The sequence below is a fragment of the Pedobacter sp. V48 genome, assembly GCF_000523515.1.
GTDB lineage: Bacteria > Bacteroidota > Bacteroidia > Sphingobacteriales > Sphingobacteriaceae > Pedobacter.
In genome coordinates this window covers 52,828-74,350 of sequence record NZ_AWRU01000005.1, presented here as the reverse complement: position 1 = coordinate 74,350, position 21,523 = coordinate 52,828, and the positions used below count along the sequence as shown (strand labels likewise).

Sequence of the window (21,523 nt, the reverse complement as noted above, 5' to 3'; positions counted from 1 at the left end):
GATTTGCGTTATTGATCAATACTAAAACTTAATCAGTAATTCCTCGATAATCAGTTTTTCATTATTGTAGTATTCAAAGAACCATTTCTCGTCTTTTTTCAGTACCATTCCTTTGTGTTGGCTATCCTCTGCAATAAAGCAATTCTCAACAGAGGTTTTAAACAGGGTCAGCACTTTTTTTGGTGTGGTATCTATCAACTGAAAACCAGTTGCTGTTGCTTGAGCATATAATGTGCCTGATGGTTCAGCAGGTTCAGCCCCTGCCGCCTGTTGATTTGCCGGCACGGCAGCAACTTTCGGTGCCTTTACACTTTCAGCCGTTTGGGCATCACCTGTAAAAGCATAGGGAAGTTCATTTAAAGAAATAAAGGCGTTTTGTAAGGCCTCATGATAAGCTGCAGTAAATTCCTTTTCCTTGCTTTTACCTTCTTCACCCTTGAAAACCACGTTACCCTGGCAGTCTTTTAATATTAGCGTAAGTCTGGTAGTAAACATTCCTTTTTTCTCGATAAGATCTGCAGTCATTGCCTTACACTTGTTACCGGCGATTTCTACCGGCAAATTTTCATTATCAAAATAAACCGTAAACCCTTTTTCTTCCAGCAATTTCCTGGTCAGGTTGTTCAGACCATACTTGTTCACTTCTTTAAAGAAACTGTATTGCTCAGGCACCAGTATGTATTTGTAATTATTGATCGTGTGTTGTGTATACCCCGACAATGTCGCGAATAATAAAAATAGTAAAAGGTATCTTTTCATAGTACAAAATTCTAAGATTGTAAATATAACGTATTGATTTGTTGCCATCAATGTGTTTACATTCAGAATTCCACATTAGCATTTACCATGTCACTATAAGGTGCATTAACAATGTGATCCTTGGAATTAAAGCTAGAGATGATTTGCTGAATTATGTTCACAGGCTTGATCTCCGAGTCGATGACTTCCTTTTCGTTTGGTTTTTGCTGTTTCTGCGTGTCAGATAAACGACTAAGCACACACACAATAAAGACCGGTACTAAAACGAGGTAGTTAATTTCCATTCCCACACAACAACTTGATCTACAAGAAAATACAAAGAAGTGTTATGACGAATTTTTATAACTGTTCCGGCTGAATTATACCGTTGACGGAATGGCGTATGAGAATACTGCCCCATTTGGCGCTGCATTTTTAGCCCAGATCTTTCCCCCAAGCTTTTGAATAAAATCCTTACACATAGAAAGTGCTATCCCCGCCCCATGCTGCGTAGAAGAGCCGAAATTACTGGACACCGAAAATAGCTTACTGATCGTTTGCTCATCCATCCCCTGGCCCTGGTCTGCAACAGACACCGTAATCGCATTACCATCCTGGCCACAACTAATCACAATCGTCCCCCCTTCAGGTGAAAATTTAATGGCATTGGACAGTAAATTCCGGTTAACAAACTGCAGCATTTCCTTATCCGATGTTGCAGTTATATGTACTGGTATCTGATTGGAAAAGGTAACTTTTTTAGCGTCCAGTTGTTGCTTGAGGATAGCTGCTGATTCTCCAAACAAATCGTGAAGCACCAGTACTTCTGGTTTATACTGGTAACCGGACAATTGTTGTTTGATCCACTGTAATATGGTATCGAATGACTCCAGCATACCTGACGCCTGCCTTTCTATATCTCCATAAAACTGTTCCATTTCTGCTTTCGTAAATTCAGGATTGTCTTTCATTAAACCTGCTATACTTATGGTAGAGATCAGCGGCGTCCTGAAATCATGCGCTAAAATAGAGAAGAGTTTGTTTTTGAATTCATCATTTACTTGCAGGGTTTTATTTTGTTCCACCACCTTTAGGTTAAGCTGCTCCAATTCACGCTGATGTTTACGTGAAATCTGGTATAAGCGATAAATAAAGAGCAGTAAAAATATACCCCCAACACAAATGGCAATTAGCAACACAATCTTAGTCTTGCTGTTCTTATTTACAAGACTTAAAACCGTATTGTCACGCTGAATGGTATTGTACTTAATGTAATCCCCAACAAATTTTTTCAGCTTCTCATTTTCTTCAGCCATTGCACTTTCCAGCAGCTGTTGAACACTGATGATCTGATCTTTATTACCCGATAGTTGGGTATAGCTTAAGATATTCTTCAATATCGGGATCAGCTCCAGGACATAATCCTTTTTTTTAGCCAACTGGTAACTACGCCAGGCATAATGCAACGCACTATCAGGTTGGTTTTTATAAAACGTGGTATAGGAACTCAGCAAATAAATTTCTTGATCGTCAAGCTCATATTTTCGGGCCTCAGCTAAGGTGCTTCCCAGCAGTTTCAATGCTTCTGTATTGTGGCCTTTTTTTAGCAGCAGATCGAATTCCAGTTCTTTTACTGCAATCAGCACCCGGTAATCTTTATAGCTAGCCGCAATCTTCCTGGTTTTGTTGATATAATACTGAGTGCTATCATCTGAAAGGTTTGAGTTACTCATGCAGTAATTGGCGTAAACCAGGCTCATAATACTATCTGTTCTGCCTGTTCGCATCACCTGCCGGAAAAGCTCAAGACCCTTGGCCGTATCCCCCAGACTCATGTAAACATTCCCTATATTCATCGTTACCTGACTCACATTTGAGGTATCCTTTTGTACTTTGTAAGCAGACAAAGCCTCTGTGTACAGTTGAAGTGATTCCTGGTACAGCCCCCTGATATAGAGTACTGAAGCGATTACATTATCGGCATCTGCTTTTCCCTTTGGGTATTGTAACTTGCTGGCCAGATCTTTAGCCATCATGCCATAATAAAGACTGCTGTCAACGTCCTTCATATGGTAAAGCATCCCCAGGCGGTTTATGGAGTTGACATAATCAATACTGTCTTTAACAAAATGCAATTTTTGCTGCTCAGCCCTTATCAGATTAGACTGGCCTTGGGCTTTACCGCCATAAAATGGAAGAATCAGTAACAGGTAAAGTATCGGTTTTAATCGGGACATGATTGAGATGTAAATAGCTTAACTAATTTATTATTTAATTAGAACAAATGCCGTTAAAATTATGGCCTGAAATCTGTTCATTTCATTTATTTAGAGTCGGTCTTTTACCTTGCTGTCCGTTCAATACCTTCCCGGACCAATCATTACAGAATTTGCGTACGCCTATTTAGCAATGGCCGATGGGTATCCGATACGGGGATCATCGTATGATTGATGATTAATGTTCCACCTTCAATGGAATCTATTTTCCCCAGATTAACGATAAAAGACCTGTGCACTTTGAAAAATACATTCTCCGGTAATTTTTGCTCCACAGATTTCAAGGACGAATGAATCGAATAACTTGTATTTGTTAGGAAAATCTTTATATAATCACCTTTAGCTTCAAAATATAAAATATCGGAGAGCTTAATTCTTTTAATGATGTTGGAATCTCTGATAAACACAAAATCATCCGCCTCATTTGCAATTGAGGTCTTATTTTTGATGAGGTCTTTCGCCTTTTGGACAGCCTTTAAAAACCGCACAGACCCAATCGGTTTTGTTAAAAAGTCAACTACATTCAAGTCAAAAGCTTCTATGGCATAGTCGATTTGAGAAGTGGTAAAAATAACCATGGGGTTTTTGCCCTCCAATAACCGCGCTAACTCAATTCCACTCATCCGCGGCATTTCGATATCCAAAAAAATCACATCAATATCATTGTGGAGGATAACCTGATGGGCTTCAGCTGCGTCTGTACATTCTGCAACCAAAAACAAAGAAGGGTCTAAACTCACTAAGTTCCTTAAAACGGCTCTAAATACCGCATGGTCATCGACAATCAAGCAATTCATCAGCAATGATTAATTATGAATCCAATATACGCTAATATTTTTAATCCATAAAACTACTGTTAGACCAAACATCAACCATAGACTTCAACGTTTCATATCCCCGTTTCGACGAACGGATTAGCCTTTCTGTCCCCTATTCATTTCGATGATCATTTCCCATATATAATTTTGGCCTATCAATTCAAAAAATAAAAGTTATTATGAAAACCATTAAAAATTTTATCATCGTCATGATCTCAGCATTGTCCATCCAGACAGCCAGTGCTCAGTCCAGTCCAATGAAAGAGCCAATTAGTTTTAAACTAAAAAATGGCTTGACCGTCATTGTTGCTCAGAATGAGAACAGCAACAAAATATATGCAGGCTTTACTGCTGATGAAGAACCCTATGAAAGCATTAAACCGGGCGCAAGGGATGTATTTAATTCCATGATGAACTTTAGCGATAAAGGCGGTAATATTAACGCAAATACACTGGATTTCAACAATGCCCTAACCCTGTTTTCCAAAACAGTAAAAGAACCAGTATTAAACCAGGATGCCTTTGAAACAGCGATCGCTAAAGTAATCGCAAGCGTAAATGACAAAGATCAATATTACCCTGAAACTGTTACAGAAACGTCGCTTAAAGCCTTGACCCTAGCAGATATCAAAGCATATTATAGCAGAAACATTAAACCCTCAAATACCTACCTTACGATTGCCGGTGACATTACCGTAGCAGAGGCCAAGTCCCTTACAAAGAAATCCTTCGGAGACTGGACCAGTCCGGCTTCGAAATCTTTGGCCAGCAAATAATTTACATTAAGGATTCATCGTTGATAAGCTGTCCGGAACTCTTTTGGACAGCTTTGTCTGTAATGCGAACCGCCTGACCATTATCGCTGAAATATACAGCAAAGCAATTATGGAATTCCTCAGCCCACCACCACAATTAACCTACCAGCGATATAATCCCTAAATTCAACAAAGGCTCTTTTCGATATTTTAGCTATTACAAGCTCATTATCTCGGTGGTTCTTTTGTGCTTTTCGCGGGAACTAACATTGATCATGATTCTCGTCTATATGTTAGTTGATCCTACGGCTTTAATCACCAGCAAGCCTTAATGAATACTTAATTCATTGATTTTACATTACTCACTTCATTTTGAAAAGCCACTAAAATTGGGGAAGAACCATTTTGGACCGTAATATGAGGCCACGTCCCGCGAACGAGGTGGCCATATACGGGATAATCCGTATTAATGAGGGAAATGGACGAAAAACTAAAAAAAAAGCCCTATTTTCGCAAAAAAAATCAATTTTAATGAAAAAATTAATAGCTCTCAATCTTGTTACCCTGTGTTCTGTTTTTATTTTTAGTTGTACAAAAGCTCCGTTGAGCTCTAAAAAAGACGACCCGAAAGAAGAAATCCCTAAAGAAGAACAAAATAAACCCTCATTGCCAGACGGCCCAATAGTACCTGACTTTACCGGAAAAGTTGAAATAAAGGTTGTATTTAATGACAAGCCTTCTGCAGTAACGACAAGCTTCCCTAAATTAAAATACAATAAGAGCAAGGCTATACTCATGGAGTTCGATGATGCCGCCCTGACAGTTATTAAGGCCTACGATAAGCTTTCTAATACCTTCTATACGGATGGTTGTGGCAATAACAAAAACTATAGTTTAGGATTGGCCGTTAACGGCAAAAATCAATACAGTGATAAAGAAATCGGTTTTTATACAAATTATGCTGCAACCTATTCGCAACGTCTTCCTTTGATTCTTAAGGGCATGGACATTATGAACCACTCTTTCTACCATGAAGAGAAAGGAAATTTCAATAATGGCAAAGACCGCGATAAGAATATCAAGGATTTGGATGCCATGATATTGTTGAATCAAGGATATAAAATGAATACCCTTGTCGTTCCAACTAACCTTGTAGGGTTCCACACTTCCTCATCTGAATTTGGTTATATCGGAGGCGCTTCACAAGGGACATTCGATAAGTTCGAGCAAATTGGAAAGTTTACTCCTAAACTTAAATTAAGTGATATTAAACCTTTTCAATACTTAGCTATTAGAAGAGGTTTCAGTGACGATTGGTCAGAGGACGGTCCTCACTGGGAATTGTCAAACGCCCTATTCGCTGACAACTCATTTGACTTCTTCGAGATTGGCACACACGGGCTGAAAGATGATGATGCTATCAAAAACTTTAATGAGTGGATAGATGATATTGCTTTAAAAGCTAAGGATGATTTAATCTTTTGTAGCTTAAGAGAGTTTTTAGAGTATACACACATCAAAGATCACGTCACAAAGACTCAAACGTTTGAAGGCAACACACTAACGATAACGTTAGATTATTCCACCATTCCTAACAAGAACATATCTTGGTATGACCTTTCATTATTAGTTAATTCTGATAAGGCTATATCATCTGTAAGTGTTAATAATACAGACTTTTCTTTAACCTACAATAAGGATAGCAAACTAATCAATATAGCGAAGCGGAAGATTAAGTGGTAAACTGCACGGATTAAGCTGAATGAATGATTGAAAACAGWYRTGNWSTTRTWANNKKAWTGNNSSMMTMATCWAWMRTTWKCRKYAGYSTRTNWRSCTYCAWMCKMCCKRTTCNCTNNYAACTCRTTYGNNTKCTTYSMGRTKSGMASRMWYGKKMWKWRMKWNTNRATARCTANGANNGGMASAKCNTSGTRTAGNKGMAMSWGKCCCTAATTCAATTGGCCCTTGCTGTAATTCAATTCCATGAAATGCTGCTTAGTAATCTTCTGCTGTAAGCATGTCTCAAATGCAGAGAAAACCGGCCCCACTTATTAAAGTGAGGCCGGTTTATCTTAATTAAGTGTCCGATTGTACTTGGTGAACTTTTTCACTTGAGCGGGTGATCCGTCAAACAAAAAAATTTGCCTCAACATAACCAGCTATCACTTTAGGACTCGGGAGAATGTCAACGAAATCCTCTTGAGAATAATCAATTATCCAACCAGGAGGTACTGTTCATGTAGTATTAGTTATCGTTTTTCCGATCAATGGGCCTTCTGTCTAATTTGAAATCTAATTGGCATTACGACTGGATCATTTACTTATCCAGGCCCATCCAAAAAAACGTTGTCTGCGACCGAGGATAAAATAGTTTTAGTAATCAAATTCGTACATCCATTCTGACTACCATTGAGAACTCCTCCGCTCCAATCTGTTGCTTTTACCGTTACATTTGAGCCGGTTGCAGACCCTATAATTTGAAGACCACTAGTAACTGTCCAATTAAACTGCTCAGAAATTGGGTACCCAGAAGCTTTCACGGAATAAACAGATTGTACTCCAAGAAGCATGCTTTCTAGCCCTTCCAGTGTTAAGATTGGTGTTTCTTCGATTGAGATATCTTCTGTAACATAAAACACATCATAAAGATGGGAAGGGACCATCTCTATGATCTTTTGAGGTTCCATGGACTGCTTATGCGGAGGTGATGAATCTCTTGTCAGGAAACTAAATTTTCTATAACACGGTGATTGTTTTTCCTTCTACCCTGAATTTTACATCACCAGTTAACTCCAGGATGTGAAGTATCTGTGAGATTTTTCCATATTTGGATATGGTACCGCCAAAAATCTGTTTGCCGGCTTCTTTATTTTGATAAACAACATCCACGTTGTACCATCTTGATATTTTCTTCATGATATTTTGAAGAGGTTCGTTTCTAAAAGAAAATGCTCCTTCTTTCCAGGCAATAACATCATTGGGGTCCACAACCTTCACTTTGATCGCCGTTCCTGAATTCACAGCCTGTTGTCCGGGTTTAAGTGTAACTTGGTTAACCAGCACACTACCTTCAAGCAACGTTGTATTTGTAAACTCGTCATCAGAATAGGTGCTGATATTAAACCGTGTTCCAAGTACTTTTACAGTTTGTGTTTTACTTTGTACTAAAAATGGATGTAATTTATCTTTAGCAACTTCAAAGTAGGCCTCGCCGTTCAGCTCTATTCTACGCTCTTTAAGCCAACGAAAAGAAATCGGATATGTTAGAGATGAAGCGGCGTTTAGCCATACTTTCGTGCCGTCCGGCAACGAGAGCTTATATTGTCCGCCACGTGGCGTTCGAATGGTATTTGAGATTCCAGAATATGAGCTTTTGCCCCCGTTCTGTAACGGGGGCAGCTCATGTCGAGAGGTATAAATAATTTCTCCTTCTTCGGTTTTTATAATTTGAGTGGTAGATTGTAGGGCCAGCAAACCATTTTWYGCNMTTYMRMWMWTWGMTCTTTTTACCATCGCTCAAAATGAGTACGGCGGTATTCTTTCCCGGATCAATGTCATTTGCATATGTTTTATTCGAAGAGTCTTTAGTGAAGAAATAAATAAAAACACCCAGGATGATGATCGATGCTGCTGAAACTGCAACCCGTAATGGCCAGCTTATCATTCTGGCCGTTTCTGGCTGAGTAGCTTTAAGAATAAGTTGCCACATCTGATCATCGATAGTTTCCAGATCAATCTGTGACAAACCGGACTGCTCATCCTCACGGAATTTGTACAGCCAGTAACGCACTTTTTCAAGTTCCCGATCGGAGCATGCCCCGGCCTGAAATCTCTCCAATAAGTCCTTTACTTGTTCATCATTCATAATCTACCCTATGCGTTTTTTAAGATAATCAAAACAAAGACACCTCTGAATTAGGAATCGGGTACACGAAGAGAAAAAAAATATTTATTTCAACATCCCTGCTAAAAAAGCATATATAAAAAGGAACAGTCCAAGTTTTCCCCGAAGTGTTTTTAATGCCCTTTTGATTTGAGTAGCTACTGTATGTTCTGAGATATTTAAGCGATCTGCTATTTCTTTGTTACTTAAATATTCCTGGCGTCTCAATTGAAATATTTCGCGCATTTTTTCTGGCAGGTTGTTGATCTCTTTTTCAATTAATGATTTAAGATCTTTTTCCCTAATGCGATAGTCCGTCTGAGCAGCTACATTGTCTGTAACTTCTTTGAATGATGAGATGTATTCCTGTGTGATGGCCACATGCCGAAAAACATTCAGCACACGGTTTAAAACAGCCTTGTAAAGGTAGCCAGAAAGTGTAGTCTGAATATTTAAATTACTCCTGGAATTCCATAAATGGACATATATCTCCTGGATAATATCTTTGGCACTTTCGTTGTCCTGAAGCTTTTTATAGGCATAGATGTAAAGCAAGCTATTATACCGTTTATAAATCTCAGTAAATGAATGATGATCCCCTGCCTTCAGGAGGTCTACAAGCTCAGCGTCTGAAAGTGTTCTACAATCATTCATTTATAAGGTTTTCTTTCAACAATGATCTTTTAGAGCTCCTTTAATGAAAAAAGAAAGCGGCGCTGCCTAAGTTAATGGACAGTCGCCGCCTCCTAAATTAACGCTCTCACCTCAAGATTATAAAAAATATTCTAAACTATCAAGGGTAAAATCGCAATAACCTTAGGGTCAGTATTTTTTAATATTACTTCTGGATTATTTCAAACCTTTACAATGGATTGCCCCTGAATAATAAATTAACTAATCTTATTATTAACAGCATAAGAAAGTGCTTCCACCATATTATTTACTCCTAACGATCAAAAATTCACATCTGTTTACCTGTGGGGATTATTCTATATGAGGCCACGTTCCGCGAAAGAGGTGGCCACATATAGAATAATCCCCAGTTAGTTGCAGAAAATCAAATACTATTGCCTGATAATTTATCCAGCTCTTGTATTTCATACTGTTATAAAAGCCAGCTAAAAAACAAAGGAACAAGTGATGGATACTTATACTACACCGTTTAAATTTAATACACATGTCAGTCCTTGTCCGGCACATAATCAAATGGCAATTGATCCGCAATACGCAGGGTAGCCCAATAACCCTCATGTAATACGGCCTGAGGATTTGTCAGATTTCCGTGAATGTCCACCAAAGTTTCTGGAGACAACATCGTTAGAATAGCTGTTACATTTTTTTTCTTTTTGTAAGTAACAAATAAGGAATTGTTGAAAGAAAGTTTGTAGTTGCCGTTGAGATTAGTCGTCACAACGCTATCGTAAGATAACTCTTCAGGATAAAGCCGATCATATCCCTTTTTTCTTCCGCCTATTAAACTACCTGCTCCTGAAAGAACAGTTGTATCTTTAGCTAAATAATCCTTTCCATTCCATTGCATAGTGACAATCGTATCAGTTGATTTAAATTCGTTTTCCTCTGATTTCCGTAAATTAGTTTTGACCAATTTTTTCATCACAAAGCCCTCTTCTTTTGATGTTTTATTTACCAGCGAGCGCATAAAATGTATTGAAGAACCGAAATATGCTTTCTCTCTGTTGGATTTCCATTTCTTTTGTTCTTTGCTATTTGCAGCAGTCATTTCCTCAAAACGGGTATAACCAGAATACGAGGTCCGGCCGGCATAGTGAACAAAAGAATTTAACTCATAATATACCCTATACCCCAACGCCTGATTTTCAATAATTAGGGGTTTGGCTGCTTGTGCAGTTAAAACATAGGAAGTATCATTATGATCAAAAGATAATGTTTTTGAATTTTTGATCGTGCAGTACTGTCCCTCTTTTCCTAAAAAAAACATTTTAAAAAGCAGAAAATATTCCTGCCAATTTGGATTTGCTGTAATAGCCACTTCATCAAGTAACTTCACACTTGGAGTAAGCTCAACAATTAAATTGGGTGTATCTTTTTCGCTCAAGTCAACGAATGCCGAATTATAGCCGATATAGGATATAATTAACTTATAATTTCCTGATGGAATATTCTTTAGCACAAAGTTTCCAGTATCAGAACTAATCGTAGCTTTTGTCGTATGGTCAAGATATATCGTCGCCCCGGCAAGTGGCTGTTTACTATGAGCATCAATTACCATTCCTGTTATTTGCATGATAGATTGCTGACCAAAAACCAAGACCCAGTTTAAAGAGATAAACAGTGTTATCAAAAATATTTTTGGAGAAAAATGTAGAAATAGCATTACCTAAGAGCTTAATCATCATCAATATACATTTTAATTTTATAAATATTATACTTGTAAAAGTTTAGAAATTGTTAATTACGCTATCTCTCTGATTATGCCTAAAAAATATTCTTTTTTAGTATTCGTGTGCCTTCTCGCACCTTTTGTTTCTCCTGCCCAACTAAAAGTAGGCGAGCAAGCTCCAGAAATATTTATTACCAACTGGATAAAGAATGTTCCTAAGTCTAATGATTTAAAAGGCAAATTTGTTATTATGGATTTTTGGGCTACCTGGTGTGCTCCCTGTCTTGAATCGATGCCGCATATGAATAATCTGGTAAATAAGAACAAATCAAAATCTAATCTTATATTTCTGGCTGTAACAGATGAAAAAGTTGATAAAATGAACTGGTTATTAAAAAGAATTCCGTTCTCGGCAGCAGTTGTTACTGATACCACGCGACAGACGGGCGAAAATTTCATGGTTAGTTCTATTCCTTTTTGTGTGGTAATTGACGATAAAAATATAATCCGGTGGACTGGGCACTCTGCAAACCTTACCAACGAAACGATTGATAAGATCATTGAAGGAGAGACCGAAAGCCTTGTCGAAAAAACCAAATCATCCTTACCTGACGAAACAAAGACTATGTACAATACATTATATGATCGGTATGCCAGATATTATGAAGACGAGGATCTTAAGGAATATTTCAGCATGGGGCCTATAATTCCTGAAAAGTTTGGAGCAGATTTTCTTAACGGAGGCATCAAAAATTTTCCATACAATCAATTCGTTGTTGGAGACAGACTTGTGCGACGTCTATCTATATTTTTGGATGTTGCAGAAAATCAAATACTATTGCCTGATAATTTATCCAACTTTTGTATTTCATACTGTTATAAAAGCCAGGTAAAAAATAAAAAGGAACAAGTGATGGACACCATACTACACAGCTTAAATTTAAAGTATAGTATATCTGACAGTTTGATAGACGTGATACAATTGAAGGTACTACAGAAGGAGACTTTGAAGAGATTTCTTGCTGATTCAACAGCTCGTGTGAGTCGTTCCAGCTCTTCGGACACCTATGCCGCAATTGACTATGATGATTTCTCAAAATTAACAAGAGCGATTGAGGAGAGGTTTCAAAAAGTAGTTGTAATGAAACCAGATAGCATTTGGAATCGAAAAATGTCCTTGACTATAAAAATTGATAACATCAAAAACTTAATAACCTCGCTCAAACCATACGGCATTAAAATGACAATGATTAAAAAGAAGCTACCAGTATATCGATTTGTGCTAAGAAACTGACCCGGAGCCAGCTTTTTCAGTAAATTATTTTCAAATACCCAGAATATTTATTTAGTTGTCTTGTCCTGTTTTACTTATCACCAAATTAGTGTGTTTTGGAGTTTTGAACTGCGAATACTAAGTTGCTCAGTTTCTTCCATTTTTCTTAACAAATTCAGTGGCTGAGTTTTGACTCAAGAATGAATAATACCCCAACAAATCACTGTATATCAACCAATTGAACAATCTACACAAGAATACTGGAATTTCGTCCGGCAACATTTTTCCTTCTTTTTTTAGATAGATTCTGTGGCTGAGTTTCGACTGAGTAAACACCTGACATATCCATAAAAACACTCTTCTCTATTTGATTATTAAAATAAGAAAAATATTGCCCTTCCTGAATTTACTTGTCGTTTGTAAAGCGAAACCCGGATCAGACCCTTAATCACCCAAAGTATATGGTAAACGAAACCAGTACCTGGTGTCGTTTAGGTCAATCCAAAAAATATATTTGTTCTTCAACAGCCAATTAAAACTAGAACTTCCGCCTACATTGACGAAAGCTATTTAATTAGTTGGGAGAAGTTCAGACATTAAAAATGTCGCTGGACCTACTTATGACAGTTTATACAGAGGGAAGCAGCAATGCCCAAGCTTATAGAGAGAAAGCTACATACTTATCGTCTGATTTACTACCGATCTTACCTCCACCACAAGCGATTACAATATATTGCTTGCCGTTAATTTGATAGCATGCAGGGGTAGCATAGCCCGCCGCCGGTAGATTTGCTTGCCAAACAAGCTTACCTGTTTTTTTATTAAAGGCGCGTATTTTTTCGTCTTTAGTTGCAGCAATGAAAACCAATCCTCCTTTTGTTACCAGCGGCCCACCATAATTTTCGGTACCAGTTACTGGAATACCTCTTTTTGTTAATTCAGGATACTCACCTAAAGGTACTTTCCATAGCAACCGACCTGTTTGCAAATTCACTGCATTAAGTGTACCCCAGGGCGGTTTGATGCCTGGGTAGCCATCCTTATCCAGAAAACGAGTATACCCAGCCATGGCATAGGGTGGATTTTTATTTTTATCCGTCCTGATTCCCTTGTTTATTATTTTTGGCCCGACGGCCTCCTTTTCAGGAATTTTAAGCAAGAAGGCAAGTATCGCTTTTTTTTCTCCCTCTGGGAGCGCTTTAAAAGAGGGCATCATATTACGGCCATTTTCAATAACCTTTAGGACAGTATTTTCAGTATACCTTTTATTTAAATCTGTCAAACCCGGTATAGTTGATCCATTACCCATCAGTTTTTCGCCGTGGCAACTGATACAATGACGATTATATAAAGCATGGCCTGTACTTTGCAAAGAAAGATCGTTGGTACTTTCCGTAGGAACATCAATCATCAATTGGATCCAAGGCAGTTCTGTTGCATTAATATACATCACTTTAGTTTCTTGGTCCACGGCAGCACCCCCCCATTCACCACCGCCATCAAAACCCGGGAAAATCCAGCCACCCTCTTTACTAGGTGGTGAGAACATTGCCCGATATTTTACTTTCATATACTGTTCCATCATTTCCTTATGTGTTTGATGCGACAGATTGGTTACCTCACCGGGGCCAAATGTCTGGCGTGCAAATGGCTCCGGCAATGTAGGAATGGGCTGTGTTGGCCAGGGGGATTCACCAGGTAATGCGGTTTGGGGTACAGGTTTTTCTACTATTGGAAATATAGGAATACCTGTTGTGCGATTGAAAAGAAAGATATACCCGTGTTTGGTTATCTGTGCCACAGCATCTACCACTTTGCCATTTTGATTAAGGGTTACCAAATTAGGGTTTGCAGGAAGGTCTCTGTCCCACAGATCATGATGCACCACCTGATAATGCCATATATATTTACCTGTTGCAGCATTAAGTGCAATAAGCGAATTGGCATACAAATTTTGCCCCTTTCGGTTAGCCCCATAAAAATCGCCACCAACAGAGCCGGTTGGGATATAAACCACACCTGTTTTCTCATCGAGGGACATACCAGCCCAATTGTTAGCACCTCCAAGTTTTTCCCAGGCCTGCTTGTCTTCCCAGGTTTCATACCCTTTTTCTCCCGGATGGGGAATAGTATTAAAAGTCCAGCGTAACTTACCGGTTAACGCGTCATAAGCCCGGATAGGTGCCGCCGATGCTTCTTCACCTTCTGATACCCGTAGCCCCATAATCAGCAAATCTTTATAAATAATACTCGGTGTGGTTGCTGCGACAAAAGAGTGATTGGTACCACCTAGCTTTTGAGTCAAATCTATATAACCATTGTTGACAAAGTTCACTACCGGGCGTCCATCAGTCGCATTAATAGCAAATACCTTATCCCCTACATTATAAAATATCCTCGGTGTACCATTCTTTTGATCGCTCTGCCAGTAGACCACGCCTCTGTTCACCTTATAATATGCTTTAGGATCAGCATTTTTTCCGGTATCGAGCGAGGCTGGGTCAAACAACCATTTTTGCCGGCCACTTGCTGCATCAAGGGCAAATAATTTCAAAGTGGGCGTTGATCCATAGAGTGTTTTTCCAATTACGATGGGATTACACTGATTTTGCGTTGAAAGCCCATTGAATCAGATAAACAATATTTTTACAGTTTCTATTGAAAAACTATTAGCGGATGTATTTTGTGATATGGAATTTAATTTCCTTGCCGGTAGCGATTGCCAGTCAATTTTTACCAATGCATATTTTAAATATGTAGTAAACGAAAATAAACTATTGCGCTACTCAGCCCGAAAAGGCCGAAGACCAGATTTGCATAGATATATTCATGAAGGAAATTTCAACAACCAAAAAACTAACCAATAAATTTCATGATTTCAAGACAGAGCCTCACGACTGACTGGCTAAAACAAGTATCGGCAAAAAACAGAAAAGCTGATCCGCTTCTTGTAGAAAAAGTAATCAGGGCATTGCTCCTACTGTGGGTATTTCAGCGAAATATACATAACGAGAAAGAAACTGTTGAAAAATAGATCAATCTTTTAATAACCGCACTATTGTTGCTCATTGGCTGAGTACAGTTAAAAACGCAGATAATATTATCGTTATTGAGAAAGGATAAGTTATCGAACAAGGGACTTATCAAGAATTGACGGCCTAAAGGAGGCATTATTATGAGCTAGTAAAAAAATCAATTGGAATTAAGACACTAAATATAAAATGGAAAAAGTGAATGCAATAAACGTTGATATTCCCTCAAAAGATTTACAAAATTACTTCGCCACCTTATCCTTATCAAGGATAGCTTTTTTCGTTTCTAGAGTGATATTAACCCGAACTGCTCAAGATTCTTTAATTAAAATAAAACCAGGAATATTAGCTGTAGCCGAGACTATTACAGAAGATCAGTCGAGTTTTAAACAGATATGGTTAAACATCAGGAAAATATTAAACGTTTAGTTGTAATAAAGTATGAAATTTTAACTTTATATATTTATCCATTTTTCAGGAAATAAATCTTTTGTGTTTAGATCCTTACTGATAAACCATTTTTTTGGTGCTATTACAATTTTGTTTTTATACGGCGCAAGCCAAGCTGACCACCATGCGAAAGTACTATTAGATATGATAAAATATTTGCAATTTTTCATTAGCTGCAAATAGTATTGATATTTAGGATCATAATACTGTTCATCTACAAAAATAACATTTTCAATTTGAGGGATATTATTTTTACACCATAGTATGTCATCAGAAAAGATAAAAAACTTAGGATTTGAAACGCGTTCATTCATTAGCTCAATTGCAGAATTAATATAATCTATGTCCACTACTCCATGATAATCTAATTTTTGGAGATAATCCCCTCGCCTTACATTTATCATTACAGATTCTGAATGCACTATCTGTTTATTTAATAATTCCCATTTTCCATAAAGAGGATTACAAAAAGTAAAGTCCTCTTTGATAAGACCTTCTATTTTTCTAAAATATTTTTCAGATTGCCAATAACCAGAAATTATTAAATGAGGAATCTGGTTTCCAAAACTTTCTATCAATTTGCATTGAAGTGATTTAATCAAGTCCTTATTATAATGAAAGAACCTTTCATTTATATGAATAGCCGGGATATTTGAGTGCTTTAAATACTCAAGTGCTTTTTCTGCGTCACCATCCTTGAATTTTGTCAGTCTGAATATATCAAGATCATAGTTTCTATCACTATTTCCAGCACTGTATATGTTTATATTTAGAAAAAGTTCTTGATTAGTTAAAACCGACAGGTATCTTCCAAAACAGTATTGAAACATTTGGTTTCCAACTCCTCCAATTAAATTTACAATTACCATTCGATCAAAAATTTCATGAGGTTTTTATAGCAGTGGCCTGCTTTTCTCAAAAATATAATTTTAATTTATAGTTGCACAAGATATTTTGTTTAAATATTTTAGGCTCTTTTAAAACTCTATGGATATTAGAAATTATTAGTACTTAAATTAATACTCCACCAAAGCTCACCATCTGTAATTAGAGGCCATTTTTTATCTCATCATATTGGAGGTAGTCGTGTTAGCTGGACTACTGTGCACTGTAAGGATTTTATGAAAAAAAAACTTAAATAGGTAAATCATCTTTCCAATCCCGAAGAGTAATAAGAAATTTGTTCTTATTTGAGCTTAAGTACATTTCTTAAATTTCAAATATAGAAGCGTAACTATGGCACAGTTCTTCGTAACTTGTTAATTTGATCACCGTCGTCCATGGATATTGGCGGGTATCTAAAAATTGACCATCGAAAAACCCGAGATCTTTTTTGAAAGTTGGAAAGGATAAGTTCGTGATTGACCACAAAAAGTGATCCTAGGTACGCCCCGCTATCCCTCAACGGAAGAAAGTATAAACTGCCGTATAGATGAATTTAACTTCGGAGATAACAATCAACGTGTATCTAAATGAAGGCATTTATTTCCTAATTGCATACTTAATTTTGCCTATTATACGTTCAATTAACCTTCGGTCATTAGTTATAATCTCAGCATCTCCCTGTGTCTCGTGTCTAAACGGAATAATCTCACCATAATTTGTGCGTAAGCCCAACGGAAATTTTACCGTAACCAAATATGCTTCAATATTTCCTTGGGGTGTTCTTTCTGTGCTCGTGGTTAATGACATGCTTGTGACTATACCTTTGATAGATCCGTACTCGCTGTACGGATAATTGTCAAGCTTAACAATAACTTCTTGCCCTTCCTTAACCTTTCCGGCACCGATAGTAGTTAAGGACACTTGACCGTAAGGTTCTTTTGTCTTAGGTATTATAGTAAACATCGGTTCCTGCATCTGAACAAATTGGTTGTCTGTCCAAAATTTTAGAAATTGTATTTTACCATCGAAAGGTGATCTGATAACATATCGTTGTTCCCAAGAAGCAATGTTTTCAATTAGTTGATTGTAAGTGGTTACCACAGCAATTTTAAGCTCCTTCATTTTTTCCTCTTTTTGTATTTGAAGCTCTTTGATTTTACTGATAGTTTGTTCTGCTTGTTTTCCCGCCTCTATTAATTCGCTACGGGAGGCGGCTAGCACATTTTTATTATTTAGGTACTCCATCTCCGCTCGGTCAAGTTCCACTTCCGCAGCTACTTTTTTCGCGAATAGGATCGAATCCCGTTTGAGAAATTTTTCAGTAAATTTTAAACTGCTAGTATTTACTTCAACTCTTTCCAAGCTATTTTTAAATTGATCCTGCAGTCGCAAATTCACGTTTTGCAAGCTGAGTATCTGTTCCTCGTAAAGTTTGTTTAACTGAAAGTTTCTTAACTGATAAATACTGCTATAAAAATTATAATAAATACCCGTCAGTTCCCCTAGTGAAACTTTTGAAGGCAGCTGCAGCAAAATGCGAGTATCATCATTATTTGGACTATACTTCTGAAGAATCTCGCTAATTTTTGACAAAGTTTCATACGATGTAGAACTTTGAATATAAGCAACAACATCACCACTTTTGACATCGTTTCTTATCATAGAAGAATTGAGCTTCACCTTGCCAGAACTATTTGCTACTAATTTTATTGGAGCAAGTGGTGAATTGATAGTGACCTTTCCCTTGACGATGTCAGGATAACGAATAAACCATCCAAAAAAAATCAGGAGGATAAAGATAAAAGTTAGGATAAAGCCTATTACCATGGCGAATTTTGTTGGCATTCGCTCGATAATATCTTGTACTTCCTCAGTACTTTCTCGTCTATGAAATCTTTCAACGTCTATGACTTCGATTGACTGCTCTATTTTATTTATTTCCATTTTTAAACTCTGATTCAAAAGCGTTAGCTATTTTTTGAAGAATTCGATTACTTTTTGCATCATCAGTCTCGATTTCAATTGAAGATTCAGTCCCAATATTCGGCTGCATTTCAAGTTGTGAATTAATTAGTTGAAAATACCGTCCCCTTTGTTCCATTAATGTCTCATGGTTTCCAATCTCTACAATGAATCCATCTTGCATTACAACGATTTGATCTGCTTTCCGAATTGTGCTTAGTCTGTGAGCTACCACAATCACAGTTTTATCTTTAAAAATATCATCCAGGGCCGCAACTATTTTCTGTTCATTTAACGTATCTAGAGAATTTGTAGCTTCGTCAAAAAAGAGATAATCTGGATCTTTGTAAAGTGCTCTTGCTATGAGGATACGTTGCTTTTGACCACCACTGAGTCCACGTCCTTGTTCTCCCATTACTGTTTGATATCCTAAAGGCAGCCGTTCAATTTCAATTGATATATTTGCGGTATCAAGAGCCTTTTTTAGCTTTTCATAGTCTAAATTTTCATCATCAAGAACAATATTATTAAGTATAGTATCGTTGAAAATTCTACCATCTTGCATAACTGCTCCACATTTGTCTCTCCATTGTTTTAAGCTAATATTATTCACATTCATACTTCCTATAAGTATCTCACCATAACTAGGTTTATATAGTCTCAAAATTAGTTTAAGCAACGTTGACTTCCCGCTACCGCTATCTCCAACTATTGCTGTAACTTTTTTCTCAGGAATAGTTAGATTGATATTATTCAAAACTGGTGCAGCATGGGGCGAATATTGAAATGAAACATTTCGTATATTTAGGTCTTTGCAGTCAGGCAATTTAATAGGATTAGTGCCTACATTTTCATGTTCATCCTCAAGTGCGTGAATCTCATTTAAGCGTAAAAAGCTAATTTTCGCAAATTGATAGGCGACGATAAACTGAATAAACTGAATTACAGGTCCATTTAGCATTCCAATTATAAATTGAGTGGAGATCATTACACCAAAGCTCATTTGACCGCGAATAACGGCGATTGCACAAAAGAACGTAATACCTAGATTCTTGATGCTATCAATAAATTGAGCTCCAGAGTTTTGAAGGTTATTGATTTTCAGGGATCGTACATTTACGGCATATATTCTAGCTTGAATACTTTCCCATTTCCAACGCTTAGGCTTCTCATAGTTATTTATTTTGATATCTTGGATTGCTCCGATTGTTTCTACCCAGTAACTTTGATTTTTCGAAACTAAATCGAAATATTCCCAATCCATTTTCCTTCTCAACTTTAAAAAAGCCATAACCCACAATATATATAATATACTTCCAGAAAGAAAAATGTAAAAAATTGTGGTATGGTAAAACAATAATATAATCCCAAAAACAACAAAAGTAATTGATGAAAATATCATACTTATTGAGTTATTCATTATGAATGCTCTGATACGTTCATGATCTTGCGCTCTTTGCAAGATGTCGCCAGTCAACTTAGTTTCAAAAAAAGTAACTGGCAGCAACATAAGTTTCATGAGATAATCAGAAATTAGTGCAATGTTGACACGCGCAGTTATATGGAGTAAAATCCAATCTCGAGCCATATTACTTAAAAGTATACAAATATAAATCGCGATGTTGGCCATCAGAACAATCATGATAAAATCAATATCGTTTGTTTGAATGCCAACATCAATAACTGCTTTGGCAATGAATGGGAGCATTGCTTGCAAGATTGTGGCTATCAGCATTATTACGAAGAGTGTAACAAAGTTCTTCCTATATGGTCGGAAATATCCAAGGAAATTCTCAAAGGTTTTTCTTCGCTGTACTTGTTCCTCTCCCTTTCTTTGATAAAATTCCGCCTGTGGTTCGATTGCCATTAGAACACCTTTATCTACATCGGATCTTTTGACCCATCTTTGAGTAAATTCACTTTTAGTGTAATGAATTAAACCTTTAGCCGGATCGGAGACATGAATAGACCCCTTCTTTATGTTTGTATTATATACTACGATAAAATGACTGTTATCCCAGTGTACGATAACTGGCAAGGGAATTTTGAAAATTAGGTCATCGACTGTGCACTTCAATGCTAGACTCTTCATCCCAATATTTTCTGAGGCATGACTGAGATCGAGAAAAGAAACTCCTTCCTTAGTTATACCGCATTGATCACGCATATATTGCAGACTATAATATTTTCCATAGTATTTTGCAATCATTTTCAGACATGCTGGTCCACAATCCATTAAATCCATCTGTCTATCGCAAGGAAATTTATTCACCATAGTTTTGATTCTTCGATCTAAGATATTTTGTTAAGCTAAAAAAAAATTTTGAAATCTTAATTTATTTTTTTAAATATGTATTAAACTAATAATCAATCCATTAATCAAAACAAACTTTAAGTTATGGAAAAAAAACTCAAATTACCCTTTCACAGACTGGAAAGCGAATTTCCTATCCTTATGTCTATCGAAGATCTAAAATCTATTTTAGGAGGTACCTATGGCGGAGCAAACTATGGTTGGGATACTAACGAAGGCTTCCTGAAAAACGTTGGTGACATGCTTTCTGGTGGACTATTTAATGCTACCGGCAGCGGTGATTATTCCGGCACCGCTGATATTGGTGATTTTTCAACAGGAAGCGGTAGCGGCCCCTCAATCAACCCATTTGGAATAACAGGATCAGGGGGATCGACTCCAGTTATAAATTGGGTTCCAACAGGCTCAGGAAGCACTCAAGATGGATTTAAATTTGGATCGGCATCGATAAATGGAAGTAACTATAGTGCAGCTCCGCTACTAGGAACTTATAAGGGCATGACGGTGAAATTTCTATCTACCATTAACGGTTCGGGGCAAGTTACATCAAAAGCGGAGTTCAGCACCGGTTCAGGTGGCGTTAAGTTCGAATTTTCATTGAATACTACAACAGGCAAGACCGGCTGGGGACTAAAAATTCCCTTCTAATATTCGAAGAGAAGAATTAAACCTTGTGGACATAAAGATCAATGAACTGAAGCTGTGGACTACATACTTCGGTTCATTACAAGCCTTCTCTTTTATCTTTTAGGAAACTTTCGTCTGTTTATATCTT

Annotated in this window: 17 protein-coding genes and 1 pseudogene; 7 read left to right on the top strand and 11 right to left on the bottom strand. The window is 37.2% G+C overall.

Annotation, left to right across the window (positions count from 1 at the left end; translation table 11 throughout):
* Positions 1-21: 21 nt before the first annotated feature.
* The 3 genes from N824_RS03750 to N824_RS03735 form a co-directional block, all read right to left on the bottom strand.
* Positions 22-759 carry a hypothetical protein gene (locus tag N824_RS03750; RefSeq protein WP_048903813.1) on the bottom strand — a complete coding sequence of 246 codons (738 nt, stop codon included), beginning with the start codon at positions 757-759 and terminating at the stop codon, positions 22-24.
* A gap of 359 nt (positions 760-1,118) precedes the next feature.
* Entirely contained in the window at positions 1,119-2,975 is a 1,857-nt protein-coding gene (locus N824_RS03740) for a tetratricopeptide repeat-containing sensor histidine kinase (protein ID WP_048903811.1), read from the bottom strand.
* A gap of 143 nt (positions 2,976-3,118) precedes the next feature.
* Positions 3,119-3,811: a LytTR family DNA-binding domain-containing protein gene (locus N824_RS03735; RefSeq protein WP_048903810.1), complete on the bottom strand. Its 693-nt coding sequence runs from the start codon at positions 3,809-3,811 to the stop codon at positions 3,119-3,121.
* A gap of 200 nt (positions 3,812-4,011) precedes the next feature.
* Here N824_RS03735 and N824_RS03730 point away from each other — a divergent pair, with 200 nt between their 5' ends.
* Together N824_RS03730 and N824_RS03725 are read left to right on the top strand one after the other, a co-directional pair.
* The gene (locus N824_RS03730) at positions 4,012-4,608 is read left to right on the top strand and encodes a pitrilysin family protein (RefSeq protein WP_048903809.1); all 597 of its coding nucleotides are present in this window, start codon (positions 4,012-4,014) and stop codon (positions 4,606-4,608) included.
* Between the two features lie 510 nt (positions 4,609-5,118).
* Positions 5,119-6,330: a hypothetical protein gene (locus N824_RS03725; RefSeq protein WP_152541976.1), complete on the top strand. Its 1,212-nt coding sequence runs from the start codon at positions 5,119-5,121 to the stop codon at positions 6,328-6,330.
* A 578-nt stretch (positions 6,331-6,908) separates the two neighbouring features.
* Here N824_RS03725 and N824_RS03720 read toward each other — a convergent pair.
* The 4 genes and pseudogenes from N824_RS03720 to N824_RS03700 form a co-directional block, all read right to left on the bottom strand.
* A complete protein-coding gene (locus N824_RS03720; protein ID WP_048903807.1) occupies positions 6,909-7,274 on the bottom strand; it encodes a hypothetical protein in 366 nt (121 codons plus the stop codon).
* Positions 7,275-7,323: 49 nt separating this feature from the next.
* Positions 7,324-8,100, bottom strand: a pseudogene (locus tag N824_RS03715) (FecR family protein).
* Positions 8,101-8,536: 436 nt separating this feature from the next.
* Positions 8,537-9,124, bottom strand: coding sequence for an RNA polymerase sigma factor (locus tag N824_RS03705; RefSeq protein WP_048903805.1), 588 nt, complete (start codon positions 9,122-9,124; stop codon positions 8,537-8,539).
* A 526-nt stretch (positions 9,125-9,650) separates the two neighbouring features.
* Positions 9,651-10,793 (bottom strand): carboxypeptidase-like regulatory domain-containing protein, encoded by a 1,143-nt coding sequence (locus tag N824_RS03700; protein WP_161662254.1) that lies wholly within the window; start codon positions 10,791-10,793, stop codon positions 9,651-9,653.
* Positions 10,794-10,923: 130 nt separating this feature from the next.
* On the opposite strand from N824_RS03700, the gene N824_RS03695 reads away from it, so the two are divergent.
* Complete coding sequence (locus N824_RS03695) at positions 10,924-12,126, top strand: TlpA disulfide reductase family protein (protein WP_048903803.1); 1,203 nt, start codon at positions 10,924-10,926, stop codon at positions 12,124-12,126.
* 637 nt (positions 12,127-12,763) lie between these two features.
* Here N824_RS03695 and N824_RS03690 read toward each other — a convergent pair.
* Entirely contained in the window at positions 12,764-14,659 is a 1,896-nt protein-coding gene (locus tag N824_RS03690) for a PQQ-binding-like beta-propeller repeat protein (protein WP_052334048.1), read from the bottom strand.
* Positions 14,660-14,729: 70 nt separating this feature from the next.
* Here N824_RS03690 and N824_RS38205 point away from each other — a divergent pair, with 70 nt between their 5' ends.
* The 3 genes from N824_RS38205 (at position 14,730) to N824_RS31140 (ending at position 15,566) form a co-directional block, all read left to right on the top strand.
* Positions 14,730-14,972: a DUF6577 family protein gene (locus tag N824_RS38205; RefSeq protein ID WP_048903802.1), complete on the top strand. Its 243-nt coding sequence runs from the start codon at positions 14,730-14,732 to the stop codon at positions 14,970-14,972.
* Positions 14,973-14,977: 5 nt separating this feature from the next.
* Positions 14,978-15,139, top strand: coding sequence for a hypothetical protein (locus tag N824_RS31145; RefSeq protein ID WP_161662253.1), 162 nt, complete (start codon positions 14,978-14,980; stop codon positions 15,137-15,139).
* 187 nt (positions 15,140-15,326) lie between these two features.
* Complete coding sequence (locus tag N824_RS31140; RefSeq protein WP_048903801.1) at positions 15,327-15,566, top strand: hypothetical protein; 240 nt, start codon at positions 15,327-15,329, stop codon at positions 15,564-15,566.
* A 26-nt stretch (positions 15,567-15,592) separates the two neighbouring features.
* Here N824_RS31140 and N824_RS03675 read toward each other — a convergent pair whose 3' ends face one another.
* From N824_RS03675 to N824_RS03665, 3 genes are all read right to left on the bottom strand, one after another.
* Positions 15,593-16,456, bottom strand: coding sequence for an alpha-1,2-fucosyltransferase (locus N824_RS03675; protein WP_048903800.1), 864 nt, complete (start codon positions 16,454-16,456; stop codon positions 15,593-15,595).
* Positions 16,457-17,069: 613 nt separating this feature from the next.
* A complete protein-coding gene (locus N824_RS03670) occupies positions 17,070-18,416 on the bottom strand; it encodes an HlyD family efflux transporter periplasmic adaptor subunit (RefSeq protein ID WP_048903799.1) in 1,347 nt (448 codons plus the stop codon).
* A complete protein-coding gene (locus N824_RS03665; RefSeq protein WP_048903798.1) occupies positions 18,403-20,709 on the bottom strand; it encodes a peptidase domain-containing ABC transporter in 2,307 nt (768 codons plus the stop codon). Before N824_RS03665 ends, N824_RS03670 begins: the two co-directional genes overlap by 14 nt.
* A gap of 123 nt (positions 20,710-20,832) precedes the next feature.
* On the opposite strand from N824_RS03665, the gene N824_RS03660 reads away from it, so the two are divergent.
* Entirely contained in the window at positions 20,833-21,396 is a 564-nt protein-coding gene (locus tag N824_RS03660) for a hypothetical protein (protein WP_048903797.1), read from the top strand.
* Positions 21,397-21,523: the final 127 nt, after the last annotated feature.